The 13,470-nt window shown below is 68.4% G+C and carries 12 protein-coding genes; 3 read left to right on the top strand and 9 right to left on the bottom strand.

The features are described 5' to 3' along the window. Window positions 1-40 precede the first annotated feature (40 nt). From AB0E63_RS11915 to pseB, 8 genes are all read right to left on the bottom strand, one after another. On the bottom strand, window positions 41-1,678 hold the full coding sequence (locus AB0E63_RS11915; protein WP_360364476.1) for a cation acetate symporter: 1,638 nt from the start codon (window positions 1,676-1,678) through the stop codon (window positions 41-43). Further along, the gene (locus tag AB0E63_RS11920) at window positions 1,675-2,016 is read right to left on the bottom strand and encodes a DUF485 domain-containing protein (RefSeq protein WP_360364477.1); all 342 of its coding nucleotides are present in this window, start codon (window positions 2,014-2,016) and stop codon (window positions 1,675-1,677) included. Before AB0E63_RS11920 ends, AB0E63_RS11915 begins: the two co-directional genes overlap by 4 nt. Window positions 2,017-2,103: 87 nt before the next feature. After that, the gene (locus AB0E63_RS11925) at window positions 2,104-2,919 is read right to left on the bottom strand and encodes a class I SAM-dependent methyltransferase (protein WP_360364478.1); all 816 of its coding nucleotides are present in this window, start codon (window positions 2,917-2,919) and stop codon (window positions 2,104-2,106) included. A gap of 50 nt (window positions 2,920-2,969) precedes the next feature. Further along, on the bottom strand, window positions 2,970-3,707 hold the full coding sequence (locus tag AB0E63_RS11930) for a glycosyltransferase family protein (RefSeq protein WP_360364480.1): 738 nt from the start codon (window positions 3,705-3,707) through the stop codon (window positions 2,970-2,972). After that, the gene (locus tag AB0E63_RS11935) at window positions 3,695-4,510 is read right to left on the bottom strand and encodes a hypothetical protein (RefSeq protein ID WP_360364482.1); all 816 of its coding nucleotides are present in this window, start codon (window positions 4,508-4,510) and stop codon (window positions 3,695-3,697) included. Before AB0E63_RS11935 ends, AB0E63_RS11930 begins: the two co-directional genes overlap by 13 nt. Next, window positions 4,510-5,895, bottom strand: coding sequence for a hypothetical protein (locus AB0E63_RS11940; protein ID WP_360364484.1), 1,386 nt, complete (start codon window positions 5,893-5,895; stop codon window positions 4,510-4,512). Before AB0E63_RS11940 ends, AB0E63_RS11935 begins: the two co-directional genes overlap by 1 nt. Window positions 5,896-5,905: 10 nt before the next feature. Continuing rightward, complete coding sequence (pseC, locus tag AB0E63_RS11945; protein WP_360364486.1) at window positions 5,906-7,030, bottom strand: UDP-4-amino-4,6-dideoxy-N-acetyl-beta-L-altrosamine transaminase; 1,125 nt, start codon at window positions 7,028-7,030, stop codon at window positions 5,906-5,908. Between the two features lie 163 nt (window positions 7,031-7,193). Beyond that, window positions 7,194-8,177, bottom strand: a complete 984-nt coding sequence (gene pseB, locus AB0E63_RS11950) for a UDP-N-acetylglucosamine 4,6-dehydratase (inverting) (protein ID WP_360364488.1) — start codon at window positions 8,175-8,177, stop codon at window positions 7,194-7,196. Between the two features lie 177 nt (window positions 8,178-8,354). Between pseB and AB0E63_RS11955 the strand changes: the two genes are divergently transcribed. After that, window positions 8,355-9,377: a spore coat protein gene (locus AB0E63_RS11955; RefSeq protein ID WP_360364489.1), complete on the top strand. Its 1,023-nt coding sequence runs from the start codon at window positions 8,355-8,357 to the stop codon at window positions 9,375-9,377. On the opposite strand, the gene AB0E63_RS11960 is transcribed toward AB0E63_RS11955, so the two are convergent. Continuing rightward, window positions 9,370-11,535, bottom strand: a complete 2,166-nt coding sequence (locus AB0E63_RS11960; protein ID WP_360364491.1) for a hypothetical protein — start codon at window positions 11,533-11,535, stop codon at window positions 9,370-9,372. The two genes, AB0E63_RS11955 and AB0E63_RS11960, sit on opposite strands and share 8 nt — an antisense overlap. A gap of 129 nt (window positions 11,536-11,664) precedes the next feature. Here AB0E63_RS11960 and AB0E63_RS11965 point away from each other — a divergent pair, with 129 nt between their 5' ends. Further along, window positions 11,665-12,648, top strand: a complete 984-nt coding sequence (locus AB0E63_RS11965; RefSeq protein WP_360364493.1) for a glycosyltransferase family 2 protein — start codon at window positions 11,665-11,667, stop codon at window positions 12,646-12,648. A 12-nt stretch (window positions 12,649-12,660) separates the two neighbouring features. Next, window positions 12,661-13,413: an N-acetyltransferase gene (locus AB0E63_RS11970; protein ID WP_360364495.1), complete on the top strand. Its 753-nt coding sequence runs from the start codon at window positions 12,661-12,663 to the stop codon at window positions 13,411-13,413. Window positions 13,414-13,470: the final 57 nt, after the last annotated feature.

The following is a 13,470-nucleotide window of genomic DNA, read 5'->3' on the forward strand; positions in this document are numbered from 1 at the left end:
CCGGCTCGCAGAACGCGAGCCGGCCCTTCGTCGGTCCGAGTTAGTGCTTGGCGGGGCCCTCTGCGCCGGCGCCGGTGAGGGAGCGGACGGAGAGCTCGTGGTAGCGGGACTCGCTGGCCTTGTCGCGGCCGAGGTACGTGCCCAGGACGCCGAACAGGAAGCCCAGCGGGATCGACACGATGCCCGGGTTCGACAGCGGGAACCAGGAGAAGTCGGCGCCGGTGATCATCGACGTCGGCGTGCCGGACACCACCGGCGAGAAGATCACCAGGACGACAGCGGAGATCAGCCCGCCGTAGATGCTCCAGACCGCGCCGGAGGTGTTGAACTTCTTCCAGAACAGGTTGAACAGCAGCGCCGGCAGGTTCGCCGAGGCCGCGACCGCGAACGCGAGGGCGACCAGGAACGCGATGTTCAGCTTCTGTGCCGGGATCGCCAGCCCGATCGAGACCGCGCCGATCCCGATGGCTGCGAATCGGGCCACCCGCAGCTCGCTCTTCTCGGACGGCTTCTCCTTGGCGATGACGTTCGCGTAGAGATCGTGCGCGAACGACGAGGCCGAGGTCAGCGTCAGGCCCGCGACCACCGCGAGGATGGTGGCGAACGCGACCGCCGCGATCAGCGCGAGCAGGATCGCTCCGCCGATCGAGTCGGCGCCACCGCCGACGGACTCGGCCAGCAGCGGCGACGCCACGTTGCCCTTCGACTCGGCAACCGCCGAACCCTTGCCGGTGTCCAGCAGCGCGGCCGCGCCGAACCCGAGGGCCAGCGTCATCAGGTAGAACGCGCCGATCAGACCGATGGCCCATTGCACCGACCGGCGCGCGGCCCGCGAGTCCGGCACGGTGTAGAAGCGGATCAGGATGTGCGGGAGGCCCGCCGTACCGAGGACCAGCGCGAGGCCGAGCGACAGGAAGTCGATCTGACCGGTCAGGTCCTTGCCGTACAGCAGTCCGGGCTGCAGGAACGCCTCGCCCTTGCCGGACTTCGCCGAGGCCGCACCGAGCAGGTCGGAGATGTTGAAGTGGAACTTCAGCAGCACCAGGAAGGTGATCAGGATCGCGCCGGCCATCAGCAGCACGGCCTTGACGATCTGTACCCAGGTGGTGCCCTTCATGCCGCCGAAGGTCACGTAGATGATCATCAAAGCGCCGACCAGGATGATCACGCCCGCCTTCAGGCCCTCGCTCTTGACGCCGAGCAGCAGCCCGACCAGCGCGCCGGCGCCGACCATCTGGGCCAGCAGGTAGAAGATCGAGACCACGATCGTGGAGGTCGCGGCCGCGGTCCGGACCGGCCGCTGCCGCATCCGGAACGCGAGCTGGTCGGCCATCGTGAACCGGCCCGAGTTCCGCAGGAGCTCGGCGACCAGCAGCAGGGCCACCAGCCAGGCCACCAGGAACCCGATCGAGTACAGGAAGCCGTCGTAGCCGTAGAGCGCGATCGAGCCGGAGATGCCGAGGAACGACGCCGCGGACATGTAGTCACCGGAAATGGCGAGACCGTTCTGCGCGCCGGTGAACGAGCGGCCGCCGGCGTAGTAGTCGGCCGCCGTCTTGTTCTGCCGGGACGCCCACCAGGTGATGTACAGCGTCACGGCAACGACCGCGGTGAACAGCGCGATGGTCAGCGCCCGGTTGCCCGGCTCGGTGGCCAGCGGGACGAGAAGCGTGGTCACCGGCGGCGCTCCCTCTTGTACTTGGCGTTCAGCCCGTGGGCGAGCGGATCGAGCTTCCGGTTCGCGAACCGGCCGTAGATCGCGGCGATCGCGAAGGTGGACACGAACTGCAGCAGGCCGAAGATCAGCGCCACGTTGACGTGCCCCACCACCTTCTGACTCATGAAGTCACGGGCCCAGTTGTTGCAGGCGACGTACGCCAGGTACCAGGCCATGAAGGCGATCGTCCACGGCACGACGAAGTTCTTGTAGCGCCGCCTCAGCTCGGTGAAGTCGGCCGCCTCGTACACGGCCTCGTACGCGCGGGCATCCCGCTCGCGCACCGCTTGCTCGTCCATGAGATCCCCTTCGCTGGACACGAACAGATGCACGTTAGCCGCTGGTCGCGGATTTGTGACCCACCGCAACCAAAACGTTCACCTGTTTCACAGATGCGGGGCGACCGGGGCGTCGAGAGTACGGCGGTAGTTCGCCAGGTCGCTGGGCCGAGCGCGGTAACAGTCGGTGAAGTACGGCATCCGCAGCGGCTCGGGAGGACGGGCGGTGGTGTCGTACAGCGCGTCGACCTGGTCGAGCGCCGCGTCACGGCGGGACTCGGTCAGAACGGCGATCCGGGAGTGCGACAGGGCCAGTTGCCGTAGGCCCTTCCGGTCCAGGTCCTGCCAGTGCCGGAACCGGGCCGTCTCCACCAGCGCGAACAGGTCCGACTGCAGCAGGATCGGCATCGGGTCGAACCGGTCGTCGCCGATGTGGTCGCTGCCCTGCATCGCGTGCACCATCCGCCGGACCCACGGCACGACCGTGTCGGCGTTGTTCCAGAGCAGGCCGAGTACGCCGTTCGGCCGCAGGACGCGGGCGATCTCCGGCAGGGCCCGGGCGTGGTCGAACCAGTGGAACGCCTGGCCGACGATCACCGCGTCCACCGAGGCGTGCGCGAGCGGGATCGACTCAGCCGCACCGACCATCGAGTCGATCCCGGGCCGCCGGCGGCAGACCTCGAGCATCTCCTGGGACGGGTCGACCGCGACCACGTCGTGCCCGAGCTCAGCGGCGACGGCGGAGAGTTTGCCGGTGCCGGCCCCCAGATCGAGGACCTGCAGCCCCCGCCCCGGGCCCAGGATCCAGGTCAACGCCTCGGCGGGAAACGTCGGCCGGCCGGCGTCGTACGCGGCCGCGACGGCGCCGAACGCCTTCGCGCGGGCCGCGTCCGGTACGTCGGATCCTGGATCATCGGTGGTCATCACCGTAAATCATGCCGTAGCCGCACCCTGCCGCGCTGAAAGGTCGCGTCCTAATCGCCGAGCTTCTTCTGTTCGATGTGCGCGTTGAGCGTGGCCAGGTGCGGATGTGTGTCCAGAATCGCAACCAGTTCGGCGCAGTTCAGGTCGGCCGCGCCGAAGTCCTCGATGAGGGCATCGAGCAACTTCCAGTCGTCCGGGGTGTCCAGCGTCAGCCGGTACTGCGCACCGCCGCCCGACCAACCCAGGTTCAGCAACCGCATGTCGCCGGACCGGTTCTGGTGCAGGTAGGGCGTGACGTGCTCGCGATCGGACCGCAGGGTCGCCTTGGCCTCGGCATCGTACAGCCGGGCCGCGGAGAAGATCTCGTAGTCCATGCCGCGCGGATAGGTCCGCTCGAGGCAGTTCGACAGGTAGAGATCGAGGTCGTTCTCGGCCCGCCAGCGATCGACGCCGGTAGCAACGACTTCGGGATCGATCAGCGGGCAGTCCGACGTCACCCGGACGATCCCGTCCAGTTCGTGCTCACGGGCGGCGCCGGCGAAGCGGCTCAGGACGTCGTCCTCACTGCCGCGGAAGACCGGGATCCCGGACTGCCCGGCCACCTCCATCACGATGTCGTCGTTGAAGTTCGTGGTGGTCGCGACGATCACCGGGAGACCGGTGCCGTTCAGTCGATCGAGGTGGTGCTCGAGATAGGTCCGGCCGCGGACGCTCAGCAGGACCTTGGCCGGCAGCCGGGTACTGGTCACCCTGACCTGCGTGACAATGCCGATCTTCAGGTGGTCCATTTGAATATCTCCCGGATCTCGGCCGGACCGGCGACATGGTCGACGCCCAGCTCGGTGTCGGTGAACTCACGGGCGATCGCCGGCGGGACGAACGGCTGGTCCAGCTCCGGCCAGAGTCGCTTGATCCGCGCCTGCCCGCCGAACGACGGATGCTCGTGCTCGAGCACCATCGGATCACCGTAGACCCCCGGTTGCAGGCCGATCGAACCGCCGTACAGGACGGCGGAACTGAGCCGGTTGGAGGCGACCCGCGTGTGTTTGCGGAGCTCGCGCAACTGTTTGACCAGGAACTTCGCGTCGGTGCGGCGCCAGTGCAGTCCCCGGTAGCCGTGGGTGATGACGCGGAATCCCGCGTCCTGGTAGAGATTGCGGATCTCGGGTTTGTCGTACTCGTTCCAGTACAGGCAGACGGTCACCGGACCGGTCTCGTGCTCGTTGATCGAGGCAACGAGGCGGCCGTGGTCTCCGAGCACGTGCTGGCCTTCCCAGCCGTGGAACGGGTAGAAGATGGTGCCCTTGGCCCCTTTCGCGGGAGTGGCGAGCTCGGGGTGCACCTTCAGCAGGTAGAGCCAGACCGAACCGATCACCTCGTAGTTGCGCATCCCCATCGAGTGGCCGCGCCGGCGGACGCTGTCGGACCAGACGAACTTCGGCATCCCGGGCGCGAAGTTCGTGCCGTGAGCGAAGCCGTCCAGGATGTTCCAGCCGTGCTGGAGGTAGCCCCAGATCCGCGGTGGCTTCGCGAGTCCGGCGTACGACGCCATGATGTTCGCGTGGCCGTAGAAGTGGTTCGCGTGGTGCATCAGCGACGAACCTTCCGGAGCAGGCGCTTCGCGCGGCGGCGGATCACTCGGGCCGGATTCAGTACCGCGTGACCGACGCGATAGGGCAGCGATCGCCGGATCCCGCTGACCGTGCCTTCGAACAGGATCGCGCGTGCGCTCGCGTGTGCGAGCTCGTCCGCGAGGCGCGCTACGGTCGCGAGTTGCTCGGCGCTTCCCAGCGGACGGATCACCTCGGCCGGCGTCGAATCGTCTTCTGGCACAGTGATTCCGGCCATCGACGCGAGCCGCGCGGTCAAGACGTGCGGGTCGCCACCCGCGGGCCATGGTTGCCGCGAGCCACTTTCCAGCACGCGCCGCGCAAACCGCTGGAGATGCCCGACAACATCAAGCTCCTGCCGTTCCCCGAACACCCGGTACGACGCCCCGTCCAGGATCACGTTGTCCGGCGACCCGCCGCCTCCGGTCCCCAGCCAAGTAACGTAGCCGGGAATGATCCGCCGCAAAGTCGCCTGGTCGTCGACTCGCAAGGCGGCGAGGAGGTACTCCTCAAGCAACACGCCGGACCCGGCGGGAACGACTCCGTCCGGGAGGATGCTAGGGGCAGTTCCGCCGGCGAAGTACCAGGCGGGTGCGAGCTCCTTTGCCAGGCCTGCGTCAGCTGCGTCCAACAGGAGGCGGTAGGGGTCCATCAGGACCGGGCCTGCGTTGCGTGCGGCAACAGCTCGGGCCGCGGCGACTGCTGCCAAGCCGTCCACTGAGGTGAGCGCGAGTTCTGCCTCGATCAGGGACGGGAAGACTGCGTAGGTTTGCGAGACCTCGACTCCGGCATCCCTCAAAGCGGCTTGAAGTGGCTTGAGGCCGGCAGGGGCGGTGTCGGCGACGGAGCGGGACCAGTCTTCGTCGCGGGGGAGGGCCGCGGTGATCGCGGGCCGGATCAGGCGTTCGAGGCCGAAGGAGTTCGTCGCACCTAGGAGGAGCCGGCCGGGGGGAGCGAGCCGGGCTTGCAGGCGGGTGAGGGCTTCGGTCCAGGTCAGCGACGGGGTGTCCGGGCCGACGAGCCGCTCGAGCCCGTCCAGCGCCACGATCACGTCGTACGTCTCGTCCTCGACGAAGCGGTCGAGGGCTCCGCAGAAGACCTGGCCTTTGGTGTCGGCGAGGAGTTCGGCGATCTCCTCCGCGTCCGGGGCCGAGCGCAGCAGCAGATCCACCGACGTCACCTGCGAGGCGACCGCGGTGATCAGGTCGACGGCGTGTGGCCCGGCGATCAGGACGGAGTCCGCGGGCTGGAGGGTGGCGGCCAGGAGTGCTGCGGCGGCGGGTCCGGCGGCCGCGGGGCGGGCGTCGACCGGGTGCAGATCCGACCAGTTGAGCATCTCTCCGCCGATCAAGTTCGACCGGGTCACATCAGTCACGTTAGCCAACCAGTTTGAGAAGCGTGTCGATCACCCGGTCGACGTCACTGTCGGTCAGGTCCGGGAAGAGGGGGAGGGAGAGCTCCTGGGCGTAGAAACGCTCGGCGTTCGGGCACTGCCCGCGCTGGTACCCCTGGCGCGCGAACACCGGGTGCCAGTACACCGGGATGTAGTTCACCTGTACGCCGATGCCCGCGGCCCGCATGCCCTCGAAGATCTCGCGCCGGCGGTCGCCGAGGATCCGGATCGGGTAGAGGTGCCAGGCCGGATCCACGCCCGCCCGCTGCACCGGCGTACGGAGATCGTCTAGGTCAGCGAACGCCGAGTTGTAACGCGCGGTGATCTCGGCCCGGCGGCGCTTGAAGTCCGCGAGTCGAGCCAGCTGCGACAGTCCGAGAGCCGCTCCGAGGTCGGTGAGCCGGTAGTTCACGCCGTACTCGTGCACCTCTTGATGCCACGGGCCTTCATCGGTGATCTCGAAGCGGTCCGGATCGCGGACGAGACCGATGAAGTGGAACTCGTGCGCGCGCCGGCCGATCGCCGGGTCCTTGCAGACCACCGCGCCGCCTTCGCCGGTGGTGAGGTTCTTGGTCGGGAAGAACGACATCGTGGTCACGTCGGCGAGGTCCCCGACCGGGCGACCGTCGGCGAAGCCGCCGATCGAGTGGGCCGCGTCGGCGAGCGTCCGTGCACCGACCCGATCCGCCAGCGGCTGCAGGGCGGCGTAGTCCGCGGCCTGACCGGCGTAGTCGACGGCCGCGATCACCTTCGTACGCTCGGTCAGTGCAGCCTCGACGGCTGATGGAGCGATCAAGGCGGTGTCCTCGTCGACATCCGCGAAGACCACCTTCGCTCCCAGGATCGCCGCGCAGGACGCCGTGGCGACAAAGGTCATCGGGGTGGTGACGACCTCGTCACCCGGTCCCACGCCGAGTGCGGCGTACGCGATGTGCAGGGCCGCGGTACCCGACGTGCAGCTGACCGCGCGATGTCCACCGGACAGCTCGGACACGGCGTTCTCGAACGCGGTGACGGCAGGTCCGGTGGTGAGCCAATCGCCCCGCAGCACGGCGGTGACCGCTTCGATATCCGCGTCAGAAATCGACTGACGCCCGTACGGCAGCATCAATGCCTCAGCAAGGGACGTTCGGCACGTCCAGCGGTGGTCCAGACGCCCGCTGGCCGCGTTGTCGTCGTCGCACGATGCTTCGCATCGCTCTCCTCCTCCGCCTTGCCAGCGAACGACTGGACCACCGCTGGCCGCACCAACGTCCCTTGCTGAGGCATCCCTAAACGTCGCTCTCCAGGATCTTGCGGATTTCCTCGATCGAGTACCACAGGTCGTTGGTGTCCGACGCGTAGTGGAATCCGTCCACGACGGGGATGCCGTCCGACGGCGGGAGGTAGCCCCAGGTGGCCAGGTCGGGCTGGAGCACGAACCGGTTGCCGACCGCGAGCGCGCGGCGGCCTTCCTCCGGGCTGATCATCTCCTCGTGCAGCTTCTCGCCCGGGCGCAGGCCCACGTCGTGCATCTTCGCGCCGGGCGCGATCGCCTCGGCCAGGTCGGTCACCTGCATCGACGGGATCCGCGGCACGTACAGCTCGCCGCCGGTCATCAGCTCGAACGAGTCGACCACGAACTCGACTGCCTGCGGCAGCGTGATCAGGAACCGGGTGCAGCGCAGATCGGTGATCGGCAGCGACTGGCCGGCCGCGTGCAGCGCACGGAACTTCGGGATGATCGAGCCCCGGCTGCCCATCACGTTGCCGTACCGGACCACCGCGAACCGGGTGTCGTACGCCGCCGCGTAGTGGTTGCCGTTGATGAACAGCTTGTCCGCGGTCAGCTTGGTCGCGCCGTACAGGTTGATCGGGCTGGAGGCCTTGTCGGTCGACAGGGCGACGACGCGCTTGACGCCGGAGTCGATCGCGGCCTCGATGACGTTCTGCGAGCCGATCACGTTGGTCTGGACGAACTCCCACGGGTTGTACTCGCCGCTGTCCACCTGCTTCAGCGCGGCAGCGTGGACGACGTAGTCGACCCGGTGCATGGCCCGCAGCAGTCGTGACCGATCCCGGACGTCACCGAGGAAGAACCGCAGTCGCGGGTCGTCGCCGAACAGCTGGCGGACCTCCCACTGCTTGAGTTCGTCGCGGCTGAAGACGATGAGCCGGCGTGGGTTCAGCTGGTCCAGCGCATGCCGGACGAACGCCCGGCCGAAGGATCCGGTGCCTCCGGTGACGAGGATGTCGGAGCCGGTGAGGATGGACACTCGAGCAGGACCCTTCTGACGGACAGTTCCGAACACCGTACGCGCAGTGCAGACTCGAACAATAGCTGCCCGCTCCGAAGCCGCTTCAATCCCGCAGCCCGGTCAGATGTGATCAAACGTACGCTCGAAGTCGTTCTGGAAGCGGGAAATCGCAGGTGCAGCCGCTACGGTCGGGGCGTGAAACGCGTCGGGGTGCGGTGTGATGTGGGACCGGGGCGGGGCATCGGGCACGTGATGCGGTGCCTGGCGCTGGCGGAGGAGGTACGGCGACGCGGGATCGAGCTCGTGTTCGTCTGCGACGCGCACACCGTGCCGTGGGCCGCCGAGCAGATCGCGGCCCGGGGGATCGAGGTGGAGCCGGCGGTGTGGACGGCCGCCGAGCACGTCGAGCTGCTCAAGCGCCTCCAGTTGGACGCGGTGGTCTTCGACTCCTATGACCTGGATGCGTCGGTCTACTCGGCTGTACGTGCGACCGGGATCCCCACGCTGGCCATCGTCGATGGTGACTTTCGCGGCGCCGAGGCGGACGTGCTGGTCGATCAGAACCTCGCCGCCGAGCTCGACCACCCCGAGCTGCCACCCGACTCGACCAGGCTGGCCGGTCTCGAGCACGTGATGATTCGCGACGAGATCCTCGCCCTCCGCCCGTCCGAACCACCCGCGCCGCGGCAGGTCGCCGTACCCAAGGTGTTCGCGTTCTTCGGGGGAACGGATGCGTTCGGCGCCGGTCCTCATGTGATGCGAGCTCTCGCGGCCACCGGCGTACCGTTCGACGCCACCGTGGTCGCGCCGACGGTCGACTTGGCTGCGCGTATTGCCGCGGTCAACCTGCAGGCGGGGCAACGAGTCGATGTGATCGGGCCGACGGATCAGCTTGCGGCGGCCGTGCGCGAGGCCGATCTGACCATCAGCGCCTCGGGTACGTCGACCTGGGAGCTGCTGTGCCTCGGAGCCACGGCCGGACTCGTCTGTGTGGTCGACAACCAGGTGATGGGCTACGAGCGAGCCATAGCGACTGGTACGGCGGCCGGAGTCGGTGTGCTGTCCGACCTGAAGACGGATCCGGCTGCGGCGGCGGCAGCGCTGAAACGCCTGCTGACCGACCCGACTGAGCGCGCTCGCCTGGCAGCGGCTGGCTGGAAGCTTGTCGATGGCAACGGTCGCGTCCGGGTCGCAGATGCCCTGACGGCCCTTATCTGAGCTCGTAGACAGTGGCGTCCAGCGTGGCGTGCCGGAGCCGGACGTAGTTGCGGAGTGCCGGTGACACCTCGCCCGCGCGATGGTCGGCGTACAGCCAGCGCACTCCGGCCTTGCGGAGGCGCTCGATCGATGTCGGCGTCGGGGCCTTGAAGGCGGCGTCGTTGGCGGCGAGCTCCTCGCGGTTCCAGTACGGGATCAGGCTGGGGTTCCCGCCCGTGGTGACGGCGATCCGGTTGGCCTGGTTGGAGTACGACCAGCCTTCGATCAGCACCGGCCGTTCGGACAGGGCGGCGAGCCAGAAGTGCCGGCTGTCGCAGATGCCGTCGCGCTGGATGATGCAGTGCGCGTTGGTGGCGACCAGATCGCCCGGTGTGCTGTTCCGGCGCAGCCACTGCGCCGCACCGGCCTCGGCCGCGGTCGCACCGCCGCGGAAGGGATGAGCGAAGACCAGATTGGACGCCTTGTCCGACACGAACGCCTGCAGCGGAAGCAGCATGGCTCCGATCATGCTCGCTGCCACCGCACCGACGAGCAGAGCGACAAAGACATTGCCGGGTCGCCGGAACGCCTTCCACGCAAGGGCAACGACGACAGCAACCGCTACAAGCGCCGCAGCCGTCCACAGCCACGGGCCCTTGATCCCCTTGAGGTCTGCCGACTCGGATCGCGCGACGGCCAGTCCCACCAGCGCGAGCAATCCGGCCGCACCCACGAGCACCACAGCCCGCCGGTCCGCGAGCCGCCCGGCCAGGTTCGCCAGCCCATCCGACGCGAGTACGGCGACCGCTGGGAAGGCAGTCCGCAGGAAGTACAACTGGCTGACGCCGGACTGCGTCGTCAGCATCGCCCCTAGCAGCCCCGCCACGGCGAAGCCGAGCAGAAACACAGTGCCGGGGTCCCGCCACTTCCGTCCGATGAAGAACAGCCCCGAGGCGGCCAGGCCCCAGCTCAGCAAGGTCGTTGCTGCCGACAACAACTGCGCGTGCGGGTTGTCGATCACGATCGGGTACGGCTCGAGCTGGATGAACGTCTGGAACGGTTTGATCTCCGTCCCCCACGTGCTGCCGCCGAAGATCGTGATCAGCCCGCCCACGAACACCACGAACGACAGCGCCCCACCGATCGTCGCCGGTCGCGTGGGCTTCCGGGCCACCGTCAGCTGCAGGAACGCGAACGCGAACCCGACGCCCAGCAACGGCAGGATCGTCGACTTCGCCCCGGCCGCGACCAGCGCGAGCAAGATCAGCAACACCCAGCGACTGCGGGGTGCGCTCGCCCGCAGCAGATCGACCGCCACGATGCAGAGCGCCAGTGCGATCAGTACGCCGAGGTTCTGCGTCGGACTCAGGTACGCCGCGACCGCAGTGGAGATCCCGCCGAGCCCCTGGTCGGGTAGTGGCTGCACCGCCCCGCCGAGCCCAGCGACCAGGACTGCGAGCGGCCCGGCCCAGGTCGCGCCCGACTCCGAGGTCCGGGCGAAGCGCGTGGTCAGTGCGAAGACCAGTCCGCAGCCGGCGAGGAACAACGGCAGCCAGCTCAGCGAGTGGATCAGGTCGGTCAGGTCGATCCGCGTCCCCCACGCCGTCGCGGCTGTCGCCTGGTGGAAGAACGTGTGGTACTTCATCGGCACGCCACCGAGCCACAGTGTCGAGATCGGTACGTCGTACTTCGCGCTGGCGGCCAGTGCCTGCTGGAAGGCCAGGTCAGGGTACGAGCGCAGCGGGTCGGTGTACGCCGGCAGGAACTGCCCCGGACCGCGCCGGTAGACGACCAGTACGACGACTGCCGTCGCCGCAGCGAGCAGCCAGGCCTGCAGTGGTCGCAGCGGCTGGTCCACCCGCCGCCAGACCCGCGCCCGGACATCACTGTCCACGAAGGTGATCAACAGCACCACCGGCGCCCACACCCACGACCACGCCTGCAATCCGATCGACGCACTAGCCAGATACACGACGATCTGGGCGGCCGTACCCACCGCGAGCCCGGCGGCGAGGTCCTCGACCAGATTGCGTCCGTAGCTGCCGATTAGTCGCCACAGGGCGAAGCCAGGCAGTGCGATCGCGAGCCCGGTGAACAGCACGAACCGGGCGAGCTCGAAGAAGGTCGAGTGCAGGGCTAGCAGCACGATCGCGAGGATCACGACCGCCAGCCCGGCCATGAGACCGGAAAGGGAAGGCCCCGCTGTCCGCGGCCCCCGCCGCCTCGCCTTCGCGCGCATGTCGTAACAGTAATGTGAAATCTGTTAGGTCACGAATGCGGAGTGTCACCACTAGTAAGGTCCCGATCTATGCATGCCGATCACCCGGCGCTCTCCGTCGTCGTACCGATGTACGACGAAGAGGAGGTGCTGCCGATGTTCTTCGCACGGATGCGCCCGCTGCTGGACGGACTCGGGATCTCTTACGAGGTCATCGTGGTGGACGACGGCAGCCGGGACGGGACCGCGACGCTGCTGCTCGAGGCCGCCGAGGACTGGGCGCAGCTGCGCGTCATCCGGCTGCTGCGGAACAGAGGTCACCAGGCCGCCCAGTCGGCCGGCTTCCGCCGCGCCCGGGGTGAGTACCTGGTCACGATCGACGCCGACCTGCAGGACCCGCCCGAGGTCATCGCCGAGTTCCTGACCGCGGCGCGCGACCAGGACGTCGACGTCGTGCACGGCGTTCGCTCGGACCGCTCGAGCGATACCTGGCTGAAGCGGACGACCGCGCGGATGTACTACCGGCTGATGTGCCGGCTGGTCGGCAAGGAGATCCCGTTCGACGCCGGCGACTTCCGGCTGGTGTCGCGCCGGGTGGTCGACGCGGTGAACGCGCTGCCCGAGGACGGTCGCGTCTTCCGGCTGGTGATCCCGTGGCTCGGCTTCCCGAGCGCGGAAGTGAGGTACGTCCGCGCCGAGCGGGCCGCCGGGACGACGAAGTACAACTTCACCAAGATGCTCCGGCTGGCCTTCGACAGCGTGACCGCGTTCTCGGCGGCCCCGCTGCGGCTGGCGACGTGGCTGGGGCTGCTCGGTGGGATGTTGTCGGGAGTGTTCGTGATCGGAGCATTGGTCATCAAGTTGGCCGGTCGCAGCATCCCGGGCTGGACGTCGACCGTGCTCGCGGTGAGTGTGATCGGCGCGATCCAGCTGCTCTGCCTCGGCCTGCTCGGTGAGTACGTCGCCCGGCTGTTCCAATCCAGTCAGCGGCGACCTCAGTTCCTCGTCGGCTACGACAGCCTCGAGGACCACGGACACCACACCTTCGCCGAAACGGTCGAGAAGAACGACTAAGCTCATCGCCCTATGAGTTGGTACGACGCGCTCGAGGCCGGTGAGTTGACCGTGCGGCCGTCCGTGGACGCTGCGAAGCGGTTCGGCGTCTCGATCGACCGGATGAGCGTGTCCGCCTCCGCCGGTACGCCGCTGTCCGAGGTGCTGACCGCCGTCGAGCGGTCGACGGCCGACGTGGTAGTGCTGCGGTACCCGGCCCGCGAGACCACCTGGTTCGCCGCGCTGGCGAGCGGGCCGCGGCAGGCGCTGCTGGCCGACACCGTCGTCTACTGGTCGCTCCCGACCGGCAAGGGCCGCCGGCCGGCGCCACTGGCCGGGTTCACCGCTCAGGTCGAGCCCGAGGCGGATGACGTCCTGGTGGACGACCTGGTTGCGGACGTGTTCGGCGACTCGGGGAACCACTACTGCGCCAATCCGGTGTTCGACCGCGCTGTCGCGCTGGCCGGCCGGCAGGACTGGGCCCGACGCCGGATCGCCGCCGCCGGTGCGGTCGTCCTGCGCGGCCCCGATCGGCGGGTGCTCGCGCTGGCCGCGATCGACCAGCAGCGCTCGTGGACCGAGATCCAGCTGGCCGGCGTCGTACCGGCCGAACAGGGCCGCGGCCGGTACGGTCACCTGCTCGCGGCGGTCGAGGACGCCTGCACCACCCGGCGCCTGGTCGTGTCGACCCAGGCCCATCACACCGGCATCCAGCGGGTCTGGGCCCGGTACGGATTCGAGCCCGTGCATAACCTTCTGACGCTCCACCTCGTTGCCGCTACGTAGAAAGTGCTTTGGGGGGCACCCCTAGCTACCTAGCTGCAGCGAGGGGAGTTTGCCGGA

Source organism: Kribbella sp. NPDC026596 (genome assembly GCF_040638415.1).
Lineage (GTDB): Bacteria > Actinomycetota > Actinomycetes > Propionibacteriales > Kribbellaceae > Kribbella.